13 protein-coding genes and 1 riboswitch are annotated in these 15,857 nt (G+C 69.4%); of the genes, 8 read left to right on the forward strand and 5 right to left on the reverse strand.

Annotation, left to right across the window (positions count from 1 at the left end; translation table 11 throughout):
- Nucleotides 1-512: 512 nt before the first annotated feature.
- Entirely contained in the window at nucleotides 513-2,567 is a 2,055-nt protein-coding gene (locus LVB77_RS21360; RefSeq protein WP_343226209.1) for a glycosyl hydrolase family 18 protein, read from the forward strand.
- 547 nt (nucleotides 2,568-3,114) lie between these two features.
- Here the strand turns inward: LVB77_RS21360 and LVB77_RS17250 are convergent.
- The 3 genes from LVB77_RS17250 to LVB77_RS17260 are packed head-to-tail and all read right to left on the reverse strand — an operon-like array spanning nucleotide 3,115 to nucleotide 6,505.
- The gene (locus LVB77_RS17250) at nucleotides 3,115-4,227 is read right to left on the reverse strand and encodes a homoserine dehydrogenase (RefSeq protein WP_232907302.1); all 1,113 of its coding nucleotides are present in this window, start codon (nucleotides 4,225-4,227) and stop codon (nucleotides 3,115-3,117) included.
- The gene (locus tag LVB77_RS17255; protein ID WP_232907303.1) at nucleotides 4,224-5,453 is read right to left on the reverse strand and encodes an O-succinylhomoserine (thiol)-lyase; all 1,230 of its coding nucleotides are present in this window, start codon (nucleotides 5,451-5,453) and stop codon (nucleotides 4,224-4,226) included. Before LVB77_RS17255 ends, LVB77_RS17250 begins: the two co-directional genes overlap by 4 nt.
- Nucleotides 5,450-6,505 carry a homoserine O-succinyltransferase gene (locus LVB77_RS17260; protein WP_232907304.1) on the reverse strand — a complete coding sequence of 352 codons (1,056 nt, stop codon included), beginning with the start codon at nucleotides 6,503-6,505 and terminating at the stop codon, nucleotides 5,450-5,452. Before LVB77_RS17260 ends, LVB77_RS17255 begins: the two co-directional genes overlap by 4 nt.
- Nucleotides 6,506-6,570: 65 nt before the next feature.
- A riboswitch (SAM riboswitch) is annotated at nucleotides 6,571-6,689 on the reverse strand.
- Nucleotides 6,690-6,807: 118 nt separating this feature from the next.
- Between LVB77_RS17260 and LVB77_RS17265 the strand changes: the two genes are divergently transcribed.
- The 5 genes from LVB77_RS17265 (at nucleotide 6,808) to LVB77_RS17285 (ending at nucleotide 11,545) form a co-directional block, all read left to right on the forward strand.
- Nucleotides 6,808-7,896: a phytase gene (locus LVB77_RS17265; protein ID WP_232907305.1), complete on the forward strand. Its 1,089-nt coding sequence runs from the start codon at nucleotides 6,808-6,810 to the stop codon at nucleotides 7,894-7,896.
- Nucleotides 7,897-7,904: 8 nt separating this feature from the next.
- Nucleotides 7,905-8,828, forward strand: coding sequence for a M23 family metallopeptidase (locus LVB77_RS17270; RefSeq protein ID WP_232907306.1), 924 nt, complete (start codon nucleotides 7,905-7,907; stop codon nucleotides 8,826-8,828).
- A gap of 242 nt (nucleotides 8,829-9,070) precedes the next feature.
- Complete coding sequence (locus LVB77_RS17275) at nucleotides 9,071-10,675, forward strand: peptide chain release factor 3 (protein ID WP_232907307.1); 1,605 nt, start codon at nucleotides 9,071-9,073, stop codon at nucleotides 10,673-10,675.
- Complete coding sequence (locus LVB77_RS17280) at nucleotides 10,675-11,163, forward strand: hypothetical protein (RefSeq protein WP_232907308.1); 489 nt, start codon at nucleotides 10,675-10,677, stop codon at nucleotides 11,161-11,163. The genes LVB77_RS17275 and LVB77_RS17280 overlap by 1 nt, the downstream gene beginning before the upstream one ends.
- A 133-nt stretch (nucleotides 11,164-11,296) precedes the next feature.
- The gene (locus tag LVB77_RS17285) at nucleotides 11,297-11,545 is read left to right on the forward strand and encodes a hypothetical protein (protein ID WP_232907309.1); all 249 of its coding nucleotides are present in this window, start codon (nucleotides 11,297-11,299) and stop codon (nucleotides 11,543-11,545) included.
- A gap of 51 nt (nucleotides 11,546-11,596) precedes the next feature.
- Here LVB77_RS17285 and LVB77_RS17290 read toward each other — a convergent pair whose 3' ends face one another.
- A complete protein-coding gene (locus LVB77_RS17290; protein ID WP_232907310.1) occupies nucleotides 11,597-12,208 on the reverse strand; it encodes an aspartyl/asparaginyl beta-hydroxylase domain-containing protein in 612 nt (203 codons plus the stop codon).
- A 28-nt stretch (nucleotides 12,209-12,236) separates the two neighbouring features.
- Nucleotides 12,237-12,860 carry a sulfotransferase family 2 domain-containing protein gene (locus LVB77_RS17295; RefSeq protein WP_232907311.1) on the reverse strand — a complete coding sequence of 208 codons (624 nt, stop codon included), beginning with the start codon at nucleotides 12,858-12,860 and terminating at the stop codon, nucleotides 12,237-12,239.
- Nucleotides 12,861-12,991: 131 nt separating this feature from the next.
- On the opposite strand from LVB77_RS17295, the gene LVB77_RS17300 reads away from it, so the two are divergent.
- Together LVB77_RS17300 and LVB77_RS17305 are read left to right on the forward strand one after the other, a co-directional pair.
- Nucleotides 12,992-13,684 carry a hemolysin III family protein gene (locus tag LVB77_RS17300; protein ID WP_232907312.1) on the forward strand — a complete coding sequence of 231 codons (693 nt, stop codon included), beginning with the start codon at nucleotides 12,992-12,994 and terminating at the stop codon, nucleotides 13,682-13,684.
- A gap of 151 nt (nucleotides 13,685-13,835) precedes the next feature.
- A complete protein-coding gene (locus tag LVB77_RS17305; protein WP_232907313.1) occupies nucleotides 13,836-15,839 on the forward strand; it encodes an AsmA family protein in 2,004 nt (667 codons plus the stop codon).
- Nucleotides 15,840-15,857: the final 18 nt, after the last annotated feature.

The following is a 15,857-nucleotide window of genomic DNA, read 5'->3' on the forward strand; positions in this document are numbered from 1 at the left end:
CGCCAGTGCGCACGGTCGCGCCCGCACCGATGAGCGGCAATGCCCGGTCGCGGCTTACGCCGCTCCTACCCCAAAGCCCGGCACAGCCCGCAACCGCCACGTGCCGTCGCAATGCACGGCGCGATTGTCTGTCGGTCATTTTCACCGCGCTGCAATGCAACATTCACGCCTTCTACTGACCGACGTTGTCATATGAATCTGTGAACTGCACCGCAAACCCATATTTTCGGCGTTGACAACGTTGTCAGCGAAAAACAGCCTCAGTCCCCGACACAGGCACGCAGACGGGTCGAACCCGCCCCGCGCCATCACCACCGGCTCCGGGGAGGGATCCAGCACGCACACGCGGCCACGACCGCACCGCTCACGCGCCGCTCCGCGGCGACCTACGAGGAGGTCCGAACCTCCCGCGCAACACCGAGGCGCCCTGCCTCCTTTCCAAACACAGAGGGACAGCACCGGCCGGCGACGGATCGGGATCTCGCAACGGAATCGCAAGGGAGAGGACGCTCATGAAGCACGCACGATCGACCACACTGGCCTTATGGACCTGCCTGCTGGCAGCGTCGTGGGGCGGCAACGCAGTCGCGCAAAGCGCCAGCTGCGCCAATATCCCGGCCTGGAACCAGGCGACCATCTACAACCCCGGCGACAAGCTGGTCTATCAGAACCGGCTGTACCAGGCCAACATCCAGATCTGGAACGCACCGCCCACGCATTGCCCCAGCTGCGGCTGGTACCAGGATCTGGGCGCCTGCGGCGTCGGCACCAATCAGCCGCCCAGCGTCAGCCTGACCTCGCCCGCCAACGGCGGCAGCTACAGCACCGGCGCCAACATCGCCGTCAGCGCCAACGCCTCCGACAGCGACGGCAGCGTCGCCCAGGTCGAATTCTTCCGCGGCACCGTGTCGCTGGGCGTGGACACCAGCGCGCCCTACGGCGTGACCTGGAGCAACGCCAGCGCCGGCAGCCACGCCTTCAAGGCGGTGGCCACCGACAACCAGGGCGCCAGCACCACCTCGGCCACCGCGACGATCACCGTGACCGTGCCGTCCACCGACACCACGCCGCCTAGCGTGCCGGCGGGCTTGAGCTCGCCCTCGCAGACGTCCAGCAGCATCTCGCTGAGCTGGGGCGCCTCCACCGACAACGCCGGCGGCAGCGGCGTGGCCGGCTACGACGTCTATCGCGACGGCAGCCTGGTCGGCTCGCCCACCGCGACCAGCTACACCAGCAGCGGCCTGACCGCGAACACCGCCTACACCTTCCGCGTGCGCGCACGCGACAACGCCGGCAACGCCTCCGCGCAAAGCGCGCAGATCAGCGCCAGCACCACCGACGGCGGCGGCGGCGGCAACAAGCGCGTGATCGGCTACTTCACCCAGTGGGGCATCTACGGCCGCAACTACCGGGTCAAGAACATCGACACCAGCGGCTCGGCCTCCAAGCTGACCCACATCAACTACGCCTTCGGCAACGTGCGCAACAACCGCTGCGAAGTCGGCGTGATCCAGCCCTCCGACCCGAACACCGGCGCCGGCGGCGACGCGTTCGCCGACTACAGCAAGTCCTTCGGCGCGGGCGAAAGCGTGAGCGGCGCGGCCGACACCTGGGATCAGCCGCTGCGCGGCAACTGGAACCAGCTCAAGCAGCTCAAGGCCAAGTACCCGGGCCTGAAGGTGCTGATCTCGCTGGGCGGCTGGACCTGGTCGCGCGGCTTCGCCAGCGCGGCGCGTCCGGAAAACCGTCAGGCGTTCGTCGCCTCCTGCATCGACGCCTACATCCGCGGCAACCTGCCGGTGACCGACGGCGCCGGCGGCGTGGGCGCGGCGGCCGGCGTGTTCGACGGCATCGACCTGGATTGGGAATACCCCGCCGCCTGCGGCCTGACCTGCGGCACGCCGGAGGAAAGCGCCAACTTCACCGCCCTGCTGGCCGAGTTCCGCAGCCAGCTCAACGCGGTGCGTCCGGGCCTGTTGCTGACCATCGCCGCCGGCGCGGGCGTGGACAAGGTGCGCGTGACCAATCCGGCCGCGTACCACCAGTACCTCGATTACATCAACGTGATGACCTACGACTTCCACGGCACCTGGGATTCGAAGACCAACCATCACTCGGCGCTGTTCGACTCGCCCAACGATCCGTCCACCGGCGATCAGAAGTTCTACAACACCAACGACGCGCTGGAAGCCTTCCTGTCGCGCGGCGTGCCGGCGTCCAAGCTCAATCTGGGCATCGGTTTCTACGGCCGCGGCTGGACCGGCGTGGCCAACGTCAACAACGGCCTGTACCAGAGCGGTAGCGCGGCGCCGGGCACCTACGAGGCCGGCAACGAGGACTACAAGGTGCTCAAGAACCGGCCGGGCACGATCTACACCGACGCCAATGCGCGCGCGACCTGGAAGTACGACGGCAGCACGTTCTGGAGCTACGACACGCCGGCCATGATCATCGAGAAGATGGGCTACGTGAAGGCGCAGAACCTGGGCGGCGCGTTCTTCTGGGAGTTCAGCGGCGACGACCCGCAAGGCAGCCTGGCCACCGCGATCCGCGACGGCCTGCAGTGAGCTTGCGCAGCGCCGGACCGCTCGCGGTCCGGCGCTTGCCTCGGGGCGCCGGCCTCCCCTCGGGCCGGCGCCCCGGATTTATCGAACCGCATCGCAACCCATATCGGCCGCCTGCCAGCAGGCGGCCGTTTCGTTCGCGCAACCGTCTTCCGTAGGAGCGATGCGAGCCGCGACCGCGCACCATCGAACGCGATGCAAATCCGCATCAGGCAGTGGCCGCCCCCTTGCTTTCTGTGGGAGCGGCGTAAGCCGCGATTTGCTGCGAACTAGGTTGTTGCCGCGAATCGCCGGGTAGGAGCGACGCAAGCCGCGACCGCGCAACTCCGGGCTCGATAGGAATCGAAGCCCGATCGCGCATCGGCAGCCGCATCGATGTCGTCATGGGCGCTGGAACGAAGCGCAGGCCGGGCGCGAGGGTAAAGCCCATCGCGGCTTACGCCGCTCCCACAGAGAGCAAGAGGCGTCGCGATCGCGAACGGGAGACGGAGAGCGACTGACGCGGTCGCGGCTTGCGCCGCTCCTACCCTTTGGGCGTAGCCCTGCGGGCTCAATGCACCAGGCGCAGCACGTCGTCGAGCAACCCCGCGGCGGTGACTTCAGCGCCCGCACCCGGCCCCTGGATCACCAGCGGCTGTTGCCGATAACGATCCGACCAGATCGCGACCTTGTTGTCGGTGCCGGCGCCACCGGCCAGCGGATGATCGGACGGCAACGACTCCAGGCCGACGCGCGCCACGCCGTCCTGCAGGCGGGCGATGAAACGCAGGCGTTCGCCGTTCTTGTAGGCGGCCGCGTAACGCTCGCGCAGCGACACGTCCAGGGCCGGCAGCGCAGCGTCCACGCCCTCGCGCGACAGGATCGCCAGTTCCGGCGGCACCAGCGAGGCCACGTCCACGTCGCTGGCTTCCAAGGCCACGCCCGCGGCGCGCGCCAGGATCAGCAGTTTGCGGCGCACGTCCTCGCCGGACAGATCGTCGCGCGGGTCGGGCTCGGTGTAGCCGGCGTCGCGCGCCTGCCGCACCAGCGACGAGAACGGGCGCATGCCGTCGTAATGATTGAACAACCAGGCCAGCGAACCCGACAGCACGCCGGCGATCGCATGGATGCGGTCGCCGCCGACCTGCAGGTCGCGCAAGCTGCGCAGCAGCGGCAGGCCCGCGCCGACCGTCGCGCTGTCGCCGTATCCGCTGCCGCCGACCGCGCAGGCGCCGCGGATCGCGCGCCAGCGCGCCAGCGAGGTGCCCTGCCCGATCTTGCAGGCGGTGACGACATGGATGCCCTGCGCCAGCCACTGCGCATGGCGCTCGGCGACCGCGGTGCTGGCGGTGGCGTCGACCACCACGCGCGCGCCGTGCGCGCCCAGGCTGCCGGCGACGTCGTCCAGCGAACTGGTCTGGCTGGCCGCTTCCAGCGCCGACGCGGCTTGCGCAGGCGCCAGACCGTCGCTGTCGGCGAGCGCACGCCGCGAATTGGCCACGTGCACCAGCGTCAGGCGTTCGCCCAGCGGCGAACCCTGCCACGCCTGCAGCCGTTGCAGCACCGCGCCGCCGACCGTGCCGGTGCCCAGCAAGGCCAGCCGCGCCGGTGCCGCGGCGCGATAAGGATGCGGCGCGAGCGCCTGCGGAGCCTGCGCGTGCAGGACGTCGGCCGCGGCGCTCATCGTTTCGCGCGCGCCGCCGTGGCCACCGCGTCGGCGGCACGTTCCAGCGCGGCCTCGAGGTCGGCGATCAGATCGTCGGCATGCTCGATGCCGACCGACAGACGCAGCAGCCCGTCGCCGATACCGGCGGCGGCGCGCGCTTCGGGCGACATCGCCGCATGGGTCATGGTGGCCGGATGAGCGATCAGGCTTTCCACGCCGCCCAGCGACTCGGCCAGGGTGAAACACTGCAGACCGTCGAGGAAGGCGCGCACCGCCGCCTCGCCGCCGTCGATCTCGACGCTGAGCATGGCGCCGAAGCCGCGCTGCTGGCGCGCCGCCAACGCATGGCCCGGATGCGATTCCAGGCCCGGGTAATGGACCACGCGCACCGCCGGATGCGCGTCAAGCAACGCCGCGATCGCCCGGGTGTTTTCCTGGTGCACGCGCAGGCGCGCGTCCAGCGTGCGCAGGCCGCGCAGGGTCAGGAAGGCGTCGAACGGCGAACCGGTCAGGCCCAGCGCGTTGGCCCACCAGGTCAGCTGCTGGTGGTGCTCGGCGCTCTTGGCCACCACCGCGCCGCCGACCACGTCGCTGTGGCCGTTGACGTACTTGGTGGTCGAGTGCACGACCAGATCGGCGCCGAATTCGATCGGGCGCTGCAGCGCCGGCGACAGGAAGGTGTTGTCGACCACGGTCAGCGCGCCCTGCGCATGCGCGGCTTCGATCACGAAGCGCAGGTCGGTCACGCGCAGCAGCGGGTTGGACGGGGTTTCGATCCAGACCACGGCCGGCTTGGTCGCCAGCGCCTGGGTCAGCGAGCGCGGATCGGTGAGGTCGGCGGTGATCAGTTCGAACGCGCCCTTCGCGGCCAGCGCGTTGAACAGGCGCCAGCTGCCGCCGTAGCCGTCGTGCGGCACCACGATGCGGTCGCCGGGCTTGAGGAAGGCATGCAGCACCAGGGTGATCGCGGCCATGCCGGTGCTGGTGATCACGCCGCCGGCGCCGCCCTCGAGTTCGGCCAGCGCTTCGCCGAGCAGGTCGCGGGTGGGATTGCCGCTGCGGGTGTAGTCGTACTGGCGCTTGTCGTTGTAGCCGGCGAAGCTGAAATTGGACGACAGCACGATCGGCGGCGTGACCGCACCGTAGGCCGTGTCGCGGTCGATGCCGGCACGGACGGCGGCGGTGCAGGCATTGCGGGTGCGGATCTGGGTCACGGCGGTCGTTCCTTCGTTATGGGTGCTCATGCCGCCGCCTGGGTACAGTCGGCCAGCGCTTCGCGCAGGATGGTGTCGATGTCGCCGGCCTCCTTGAGGCAGGCGTCGTGTCCGTAGATCGAGCGCAGCACGCGCAGGCGGGTTTCGCCGCGCAGGCGCTCGACCAGGTCGTAGGATTCGGACAGCGGAATCAGGCGGTCCTCGCTGACCGCGACCACGGTCACCGGCGCGCGGATCAGGCCCGGATCGACCTGTTGCAGGTCGATCGACTCGGACAGGCGCAGGAACGCGGTGGTCGGCGTGCGCGCCACGTACTTGGCGCCGCAATGGTCGAGGTAGTCCTCGGCGTCGACGCGCACGCGGCCGTCGCGCACCTGCGCCGGACCGAAGCGCTCGGCGAATTCCTCCGGCGTGCGGTAACTCAGCACCGCCAGCTCGCGCGCCAGCGCCAGGCCCTGGCTCTCGTCGCATTGCAGCGCGCCCAGCGCGACCGCACGGCGCTGCAGCGCGCGCCAGGCGGCGGCATACGGATGCGCGCGGTGGGTGCCGCTGATCGAGACCAGCGCGCCGACGCGCTGCGGATGACGGGCGGCGAACTGCAGGCCGACCATGGCGCCGTAGGAATAGCCGACGAAGGCGTCCAGGCGCTCGATCTTCAGCGCGTCCAGCAAGGCCGCGATCGCGTCGGCCTGATCGGACGGATCCAGCGCGGCATCCAGCGTGCCGTCGGCGCCCAGCCAGTCGAACGCGACCAGACGGTGGCGGCTGGGATCCAGCGCGCGGCCGCGGCCGACCTGGGTCTCCCACCAGCCGCCTTCGGCAAACGCGCGGCTGGGCGCGAGGTGGCGGTGCGCGGAGATGCCGCCGGCCACGAACAGCGCGGGCAGCGCGGCGTCGCCCTGGATCTCGTAACGCAGCGTCACGCTGCGGCGGCCGGCGTGGCGCAGCTCGAGTTCGATCCGCAGCTCGCCGCGCACGGCGTCGCGCTCGACGGCGGCGACGTAATCGTCGACGCGTTCGAACGCGACCGGCGCGTGGGTCGTGGGGGATTCGGCGAAGGCGGTAGCGGGGGCGAAGCTCATGGCGGGCATCCGAAGTGACGGGGCCATCGAGCTTGCAAGTCGCTCGTGCGCGGCAGCGCACGTCGCAACCATCTTCCGACCAACGCCTAGGCGGGCCGCAGGAATTGGCACCTTCACGCGACTTGCGTCGCGTTGGGTTGCCCCGGCTTCTAAGGGCCTGTCCCTCAGCCGGTCTCGATGGATGCGGCCAGTCTGCCCGCGCCCCGGACGCGTGTCAATCGCTTCATCCGCATATAGCGATTAATTATAAGCTCGCGACCGGCATCACAAAAGTGCCCGCCCCCCGCATACACTTTGCCTCCATGACCCCACGCCTCCTAGCCGCAGCGACGCTCGCCGCCCTCCTCACCGCCTGCGCGACCACGCAGCCCGCTACCGCTCCGGCCGCCGGCACGCCTGGCGTCACCTCGATCGCCGAGCGTTACGTGTCGGCCGAAACGCCGAAGGAAGAGCTGGATTCGCTGGCGACCTGGCCCACCGAGGACGGCAAGACCTGGCTGATCGCGACCGCCAAGTCGACCCATCGCCTGGACGTTTACGACGCCGACACCGGCGAAGCGCTGCGCACGGTCGGCGGCGAAGGCCAGGCGATCGGCCAGTTCGACCGCCCCAACGGCATCGCCGTCTATGCAGACCATGCCTTCGTGGTCGAGCGCGACAACCACCGCGTGCAGGTGTTCGCCCTGCCCGACTTCACTCCGCTGGGCAGCTTCGGCGAGAAGGAACTGCGCAGCCCCTATGGCATCTGGCTGACCGAGACCGAGCCGGGCGAGCTGGAGGTCTACGTCACCGACAGCTTCATGTACGGCAAGAAGTTCGACCAGGTGCCGCCGTGGGCCGAACTCGACCAGCGCGTGCGCCGCTACCGCATCCAGTTCGACCAGGACGGGCGCATGCGCGCCAACTACGGCGGCGCCTTCGGCGACACCAGCGAGGCCGCGGGCTTGCGCATGGTCGAGTCGATCGCCGGCGACCCGGCCAACGACCGCATGCTGATCGCCGACGAGGACCGCCGCCACGAATCGACGCTGCGCGAGTACACCTTCGGCGGCAAGTACACCGGCCGCAGCCTGCCCGACCGCAGCTTCGGCGCCGAAGCCGAGGGCGTGGCGCTGTGGACCTGTCCGGACGGCGGCGGCTACTGGATCGCGGTCGACCAGCTCGCGCCGCTGACCGTGTTCCATCTGTTCGACCGCGTCACGCTGGCGCCGGTCGGCAGCTTCGAGGGCAAGGTCACCGCGCATACCGACGGCGTCGCCCTGCACGCCGCCGCCACCCGCGCCTTCCCCAGCGGCGCGCTGTTCGCCGTGCACGACGACAAAGCCGTGACCGCGTTCGACCTCGCCGACGTGACGCGCGCGTTAAACTTGAAGCCGGGCTGCACCGAATAGGAACTGGCATGGTTTGGGGGCCGCGCGCCTTGGCCGTATCGCTGTGCGTGGCGGCTTTGGCCGCCGCGCCGCAGGCGCATGCCGGCAAGATCTACCGCTGGACCGACCGCAGCGGCATCACCCACTACGGCGACCACGTGCCCGAGGCGGCGCCGCCGTCCGAGGTCAAGGTGATCCCGGTGCACAGCGAGCCCGGCGCGATCGCGCGTCTGCGCATCGAATCCGACGGCAGCCGCTACCTGGCCTGGGCCGACAACAACCTGTCCGGCCCGATCGAGGTCAAGGTCGACTACAGCCAGAGCTACGGCGGCGGCGTGGGCGGCACCTCCACCCTGCCGGCGCGGGCGACGGTGGCCGCGCGCGCGAGCGCGCTGGTCGCGGTGCTGAGCCCGGAGGACTCCGGCCGCGGCATCGAACTGCAGATGGAAAGCCTGCCCGGCGATCCGCAGGCACAGCCGCGCAACGTCGACTACGTGCTGCCGCTGCGGCAGAACAATTTCCGCATCGACCAGGGCTACGGCGGGCAGTTCAGCCACTCCGACCCGGAGAACCGCTACGCCGTCGACTTCGCCGCCGAAATCGGCACGCCGGTGCTGGCCGCACGCGAGGGCGTGGTGATGCAGGTCGAGTCGGACTTCGACAAGGCCGGCCTCAACCGCGAGAAGTACGGCGGCCGCGCCAACTTCGTGCGCATCGTCCACGACGACGGCAGCATGGCCCTGTACGCCCACCTAAAGGCCGACGGCGCCCTGGTCCGGGTCGGCCAGCGCGTGCGCGCCGGCCAGCAGATCGGCCTGTCGGGCAACACCGGCTTCACCACCGGGCCGCACCTGCACTTCGCGATCCAGGTCAACCGCGGCATGCGCTTGGAGTCGATTCCGTTCCGCATGAACGGACCGGCGGGGCCGCTGCGGATTTCCGGCGGGCTTTAACCAAGGGCAGGAGCAAATCCCCGTCGCCCGCTGCGCGGGCGCCCGCCCCTTTGTCAAAGAGGGCCATAGCATGGGCCCGCTATTGCCCCCGCCGCCTGGCGTTTTGCCTCCTCCTTTGAAAAAGGGGGATTGAGGGGGATTTGCTTTCCGCCTGCCCGCGCTTCTCCAGGCCCCCGCCCCGCTACCGGCTATAATCGCGCCCACCTCCTTACCTCCCGGCGCGCCCGGTGCGCGCCGTCGCCATGTCCGACGTTTCCCTAGAAGCCCTCCGCCGCCGTACCTTCGCGATCATTTCGCATCCCGACGCCGGCAAGACCACCCTCACCGAAAAGCTGCTGCTGTTCGGCGGCGCGATCCAGATGGCCGGCTCGGTCAAGGGCCGCAAGGCCGCGCGCCATGCCACCTCGGACTGGATGGCGCTGGAAAAGGAGCGCGGCATCTCGGTGACCTCGTCGGTGATGCAGTTCCCCTACGAGGGCCGCATCGTCAACCTGCTGGACACGCCCGGCCACGCCGACTTCGGCGAGGACACCTACCGCGTGCTGACCGCGGTGGACTCGGCGCTGATGGTGATCGACGTCGCCAAGGGCGTGGAGGAACGCACCATCAAGCTGATGGAGGTCTGCCGCCTGCGCGACACGCCGATCATGACCTTCGTCAACAAGCTCGACCGCGAAGGCAAAGACCCGATCGATCTGCTGGACGAGATCGAATCCGTGCTCGGCATCCAATGCGCGCCGGTGACCTGGCCGATCGGCATGGGCCAGCGCCTGAAGGGCGTGGTGCATCTGGTCAGCGGCGAGGTGCACCTGTACGAGCCCGGCCGCAATTTCACCCGCCAGGATTCGACCATCTTCCCCTCGCTGGACGCGCCCGGCGTCGAGGAGCGCATCGGCGCGAACATGCTGGCCGAACTGCGCGATCAGCTGGAACTGGTGCAGGGCGCCAGCCATCCGTTCGATCGCGAGGCCTATCTGGCCGGCCGCCAGTCGCCGGTGTTCTTCGGCTCCGGCGTCAACAACTTCGGCGTGCAGCCGCTGCTGGACTTCTTCGTCGAGCACGCGCCCTCGCCGCGCGCGCGCGCCACCACCACGCGCGAGGTGCAGCCCAGCGAGAACAAGCTGAGCGGCTTCGTGTTCAAGATCCAGGCCAACATGGACCCCATGCACCGCGACCGCGTGGCGTTCATGCGCGTGTGCTCGGGCAAGTTCGAAGCCGGCATGAAGGCCTTCCATCCGCGTACCGGCAAGGAACTGAAGCTGGCCAACGCGCTGACCTTCATGGCCTCCGACCGCGAGATCGCCGAGAGCGCCTACCCCGGCGACGTGATCGGCATCCACAACCACGGCACGATCTCGATCGGCGACAGCTTCAGCGAAGGCGAGGCGCTGTCGTTCACCGGCATTCCCAACTTCGCGCCGGAACTGTTCCGCCGCGCGCGCCTGCGCGATCCGCTCAAGCTCAAGCAGTTGCAGAAGGGCCTGGCCCAGTTGTCCGAGGAAGGCGCCACCCAGTTCTTCCGCCCGCTGATGAGCAACGACCTGATCCTGGGCGCGGTCGGCGTGCTGCAGTTCGACGTGGTCGCCTACCGCCTCAAGGACGAATACGGCGTGGACGCCAGCTTCGAGCAGGTGTCGGTGGCGACCGCGCGCTGGATCCGCTGCAACGACGCCAAGAAATTGGAAGAGTTCCGCGACAAGAACGCGATGAACCTGGCCCTGGACGCCGCCGGCCAGCTGGTCTATCTGGCGCCGACCCGGGTCAACCTGCAGCTGGCGCAGGAGCGCGCGCCGGGCGTGGAGTTCCTGGCCACGCGCGAGCACGCGCACGCGGTGGCCCTGGACTGATGTCGCGCCTGCGCCAATGGTGGCTGTACCTGTTGAGCAAGCGCAGCGAAGTCGCCGCGCTGGACTACAAGGACGCCTACATGGCCAAGGTGATCATGGACATCCACCGCCTGCGCGGCGACAAGGCGCAGGCGATGGTGCCGCTGCATGCGCTGCAGCCGATCCACCGCATCGATCGCGAGTCCGCGCTGCAGGCCACCCAGGCGCGTGCGCAGGCGCTGGCGGCACGGCGCGAGGAACTGCTGGCGCACGGCCGCCTCGACCTGGCGGCGCTGAACCAGATCATCCCCTCGGTCTCGCAGATCAAGGTCGTGCGCGACGGCGAGCGCTGGCTCGCGTTCGAGGGCAACGGCCGCCTGTACGCGATGCGCGAGGCCTTCGGCGAGGACTGCGCGCTGCTGGTCGAGGTCGAGGAATACCGCTTCCCGCACCCGCAGAAGATCCAGCGCCGGCTGCGGCGGGTGCGCCGGCTCAACACGCTGGAATAAGTCCCGCGCGACGCCTGCCTGCGCGCGGGCGCCCACCCCTGAAAACCCCAAGCCCATCACACTTTCGACCAGGATCGGCTAGCATCGCCCTACCGCGGCGGGGGCCGCGGCCAACCATCGCAAGGGGAATGCAATGTATCTACTGGGGTTCGCGCTGAGCGCGATCGGGGTGCTGTGGATCGTCGTCAATGCGTTTCGCGAAAGCGTGCTGTGGGGCTTGGGTTCGCTGCTGATCCCATTCGTCGCGCTGATCTTCGGCCTGATGAATTTCTCCGCCAACAAGATCCCGCTGCTGCTGTGCCTGATCGGCGCGGTGCTGATCGCCGTGGGCATGCCGTCGATGGCGGAACTCGGCGCCGCGGCCAACGCCTCGGCCGCATGACGCGGGCTTGAAGAAAACCGCGGGTCCGGCGCGCGCGCCGCGCCGGATCCGTCAACGCCGCGACAGCCACTCCGGTTCGGGCTGGTCGCGGTCGTAGTACTCGAAGATCAGATGGATGCGGTCGCTGTCGCCGGCGTTCTCCACCGCGTGCACCGCCATGTTGCTGACTTCCACCGCCTCGCCCTCTTCGAGGTGGTAACCGACCCCGTCGACGAAGAAGGTCACCCGCTCGTTGGTGAGCAGCGGCACGTGCACCTTGTGCGGCCATTTCGCCGCCGGGTTGGCATCGCGGTGCGGCTTGATCACCCCGCCCGGCGCCATCCGCGCCAGCATCACCCGCGGAAAGGCCGCGTTGGCGTAGCCGTACGGCCGCACCGCCTGCGCCAGCACCGGTTCCAGCAGTTCGCGCCACTGCGCCCAGAGCGGACGGTCGTAGGAATCGCGCCAGTCCTGGAAATTGCTGACGAAGCGGAATACCACGTGACGGGTCTTGTCCAGGGCCTCGAAGCGGTTGGGCTTGTCGGCGTTCTCCGCGTCCCACACCGCCTCGGGCAGCGCCAGCACCGCCTCGCGCAGCGCGGCGATGTCGACCCGGCCGAGCCGGCGGATCGAGGTGGTCTTGCGCGGGTTGGGCTGGGGCACGTTAGCGGGGGTCGCATTCATGGGAGTCGCGTTCATAGCCAGGCACCGGTCAGAACGAATAGCCGAACAGGTCCAGATCGCGCCGATACAGCTCGCCCACCGCGTCGATCAAGTCCTGGTCATAGTAGTCCCGATAGCTGCCGCGGCGCGAACTGTTGACCTGGCCCAGCGTGGCACTGGGGATGCCGATGCGGGCGCAGATGCGGTCGTAGGACGCCTGCATCTCCTCGACCCGGCCCACGTCGTCGGCCAACAGCTCGCCGTCGGCGCCGGTGATCAGGCTGTGCTGGGGCTGGAACAGCACGTGCTGCAGCGGCCGCGCCTCGAACAGAATGTGGCGCATCACCGCCTGCGGACGCTGCAGGAAGGCGCCGTCGGCGCGGGTCATGAACGCGCAGTAGGAAATGAAGCGGTCGTACGGATTGCGCACGAAGGCGAACTTGAAATAGTCCGCGAACGCCTCCTCGCCCAGATGCGGACGCACCTGCTGCAGGCTGAGGTGGCCGTGCTTGATCGCCGCCAGTTCCTCGTAGGGGAAGCGCTTGTTGACGAACAGGCCGACCTGCTCGATGTCCTCCGCGCTCAGGTGCTCGCGCAGGGCCTGACGGACCGAATGGGTGCCGGTTTTGGGAATCGCGGCAAAAACGAAACGGTGCTGGTGGGAGATGATCATGCGTATGGCCTTGGAATCGGCCTATCCTAAGCCAGCTCCAGGCGCGCCGGACACGGTCCGCGCGCGCCTCGCCATCCGCACTAGCTCCGGTTCCGAGCATTTGCTCCTTTCCCCCCGAGGATGCTGCAACGATGGACAGCGCACGCCCTGGCAGCGAATTTCCCGACCGCGCGCTCGCGCCCGCCCTGCACGCCGCGCAGGTGCGCGAGGAGATCGCCAACGCGCTCACCCACGGCCTGGGCGCGACCGCCGCACTGGCCGGCGGCGCGGTCCTGATCACGTTGGCGGCGCTGTACGGCGACGGCTGGCAGTTGGCCGGCGCGATCGTGTTCGGCATCAGCCTGTTGCTGCTCTATGTGGCCTCCACGCTGTATCACGCGATCCAGCATCCGATCGCCAAGGCGCGGCTCAAGGTGTTCGACCACTGCGCGATCTATCTGCTGATCGCCGGCACCTACACCCCGTTCACCCTGATCGGGCTGCGTGGGCCGTGGGGCTGGGGCCTGTTCGCGGCGATCTGGATCCTGGCCTTCGCCGGCATCGTGTTCAAACTGTTCTACACCGGCCGCTTCAAGCTGCTGTCGACCGCGATCTACATCGCCATGGGTTGGCTGGTAATCGTGGCGATCAAGCCGCTGCTCGGCGCACTGGATACCTGGACCTTGGGCTGGCTGCTCGCCGGCGGGCTCTGCTACACCCTGGGCACGGTGTTCTATCACCGCCCGCAGCTGCCGTACTCGCACGCAATCTGGCACCTGTTCGTCGTCGGCGGCAGCGTCTGCCATTACATCTCGGTGATGGCGCAGGTGATTCCGGCGGCCTGAACCGCGCGGCGGCGTTCGCCTGAACGCCGCACAACGCATTCACCTGCGCTTGACCGCTGCCTGGGGATGGTGGGGCCACTCCCACGAAGGAAGGCGGCGACGGCGCGCTCACGCGAATGCGCTATCCGGCTCACCGGCACCGCCCACGAGCATGCGCGAGCGCGAACCCCAGGCCAGCCCGTCCGATCCGAACGATCCGCCCTCCCGGATCGGCGCCGCTCCCGCGCGCGTTGCGCGCAGCCTGCGCGGCCATCCCTGGCGCAGCGCCGGCGCCTTGGCGCTGCTGGCGATCCTGGCGCTGATCGCGCTGTGGGACTGGAACTGGTTGCGCGGCCCGATCGAGCGCCAGGTGCAGGCGCGCACCGGTCGCGCGTTCGACATCGGCGGCGACCTCGACGTCGATCTGGGCCGCACCACGCGCATACGCGCCGACGCGCTGCGCTTCGGCGACGCCGACTGGTCGCGTCGCCGCGACATGGCGGTCGCCGACCGCCTGCAGTTCGATATCGAAGTGTGGCCGCTGCTGCGCGGCGAAATCCGCATTCCCGACCTGCGCTTGCAACGCCCGCGCCTGCATCTGCAAAACGACGCCAAGCGCGGCGGCAACTGGGTGTTCGGCAGCAGCGGCGGCGAAGGTCCGAAGTTCAACCGGGTGTGGATCGACGACGGCGAGCTGAGCTTCCTCGATCCGGTCAGCCGCAGCGACATGAGGTTCCGTGTCGCCAGCCTGCCCGCCGGCGCCGACGATGCCGCCGCGCCGATCGCCGCGCGCGGCGGCGGGCGTTGGAAAGGCAACCGCTTCAGCCTGCAGGGCCGTGCCGACTCGCCGCTGGAATTGCGCGACAGCGAACGCCCCTACCGCCTGGACGTGCGCGCCATCGCCGGCGCCACCCGCGCGCACGCGCGCGGCAGCCTGGTCGATCCGCTGCGCCTGCGCGATTTCGACCTGCGCCTGGCGTTGTCGGGCCAGGATCTGGCCGACCTGTATCCGCTGATCGGCGTGGCCACGCCGCCGACGCCGCCGTACGCGCTGGACGGCCGCCTCACCCGCGACATCGCCGGTGCGCGCACCACGTGGCATTACGACGGTTTCACCGGCAAGGTCGGCGACAGCGATCTGTCCGGCCGCGCCAGCGTCGAAACCGGCGGCGCGCGCCCCTACCTGCGCGCCGACCTGCATTCGCGCCGCCTGGATTTCGACGACCTCGGCGGCTTCGTCGGCGCGGCGCCGCAGACCGGCCGCGGCGAATCCAGCAATGCCGAGCTGACCGCATTGGCCGCGCGCGAGGACGCCAGCGCGCGCGTGCTGCCCGACACGCCCTACCGCCTCGACAAGCTGCGCGCGATGGACGCCGACGTGCGCTTGAAGGCGCAGCGCATCAATGCGCCGGGCTGGCCGATCGACGACATGGACGCGCACCTGCTGCTGGAAGGCGGCGTGCTGCGCCTGCAGCCGCTGGACTTCGGCGTCGCCGACGGGCGCATCCGCTCCAACGTGCGCATGGACGCGCGCAAGCCGACCATCGCCACCCGCGCCGAGATCGACGCACGCGGGCTGACCCTGGCCAAGCTGCTGCCGACGGTGCAGCTGGCGCGCGACGCGGTCGGCAAGGTCGGCGGCCGCATCGCGCTGGACGGGCACGGCAATTCCATCGCCGACATGCTCGCCAGCAGCGACGGCGACATCGCCGTCGGCATGGGTCAGGGGCGGATCAGCAACCTGCTGATGGAGTTCACCGGCATCGATATCGCCGAGATCCTCAAGTTCAAACTCGGCCACGACCGCCAGATCCCGATCCGCTGCGCGTTCGGCGATTTCCAGGTGCGCGAAGGCGTGATGCGCACGCGCGCGCTGGCTTTCGACACCAGCGATACGCTGCTGGTCGGCAAGGGCCAAATCGACCTGGGCGACGAGACCCTGGACCTGGACATCCGCGCGCGGCCGAAGGACCGCAGCCTGCTCACCCTGCGCTCGCCGCTGAAGGTGACGGGCACGTTCAAACATCCCAAGGCCAAGCCCGACTACGCGCGCCTGGGCCTGCGCGGCGCCGCCGCGGTGGCGCTGGGCACGATCGCGCCGCCGGCGGCGTTGTTGGCGACGATCGAATTGGGTCCGGGCAAGGACGCCGCCTGCGGCGGCACGTATGCGCGTTGAGGGATGAGGCAATAAGCG

This window comes from Lysobacter sp. 5GHs7-4 (assembly GCF_021284765.1).
In the GTDB taxonomy this organism is placed as follows: Bacteria; Pseudomonadota; Gammaproteobacteria; order Xanthomonadales; family Xanthomonadaceae; genus Lysobacter.

Coding starts and splice junctions, on each gene's coding strand:
- LVB77_RS21360 (WP_343226209.1), top strand. CDS start 513: ATGAAGCACGCACGATCGACCACACTGGCCTTATGGACCTGCCTGCTG.
- LVB77_RS17250 (WP_232907302.1), bottom strand. CDS start 4,227: ATGAGCGCCGCGGCCGACGTCCTGCACGCGCAGGCTCCGCAGGCGCTC.
- LVB77_RS17255 (WP_232907303.1), bottom strand. CDS start 5,453: ATGAGCACCCATAACGAAGGAACGACCGCCGTGACCCAGATCCGCACC.
- LVB77_RS17260 (WP_232907304.1), bottom strand. CDS start 6,505: ATGAGCTTCGCCCCCGCTACCGCCTTCGCCGAATCCCCCACGACCCAC.
- LVB77_RS17265 (WP_232907305.1), top strand. CDS start 6,808: ATGACCCCACGCCTCCTAGCCGCAGCGACGCTCGCCGCCCTCCTCACC.
- LVB77_RS17270 (WP_232907306.1), top strand. CDS start 7,905: ATGGTTTGGGGGCCGCGCGCCTTGGCCGTATCGCTGTGCGTGGCGGCT.
- LVB77_RS17275 (WP_232907307.1), top strand. CDS start 9,071: ATGTCCGACGTTTCCCTAGAAGCCCTCCGCCGCCGTACCTTCGCGATC.
- LVB77_RS17280 (WP_232907308.1), top strand. CDS start 10,675: ATGTCGCGCCTGCGCCAATGGTGGCTGTACCTGTTGAGCAAGCGCAGC.
- LVB77_RS17285 (WP_232907309.1), top strand. CDS start 11,297: ATGTATCTACTGGGGTTCGCGCTGAGCGCGATCGGGGTGCTGTGGATC.
- LVB77_RS17290 (WP_232907310.1), bottom strand. CDS start 12,208: ATGAATGCGACCCCCGCTAACGTGCCCCAGCCCAACCCGCGCAAGACC.
- LVB77_RS17295 (WP_232907311.1), bottom strand. CDS start 12,860: ATGATCATCTCCCACCAGCACCGTTTCGTTTTTGCCGCGATTCCCAAA.
- LVB77_RS17300 (WP_232907312.1), top strand. CDS start 12,992: ATGGACAGCGCACGCCCTGGCAGCGAATTTCCCGACCGCGCGCTCGCG.
- LVB77_RS17305 (WP_232907313.1), top strand. CDS start 13,836: ATGCGCGAGCGCGAACCCCAGGCCAGCCCGTCCGATCCGAACGATCCG.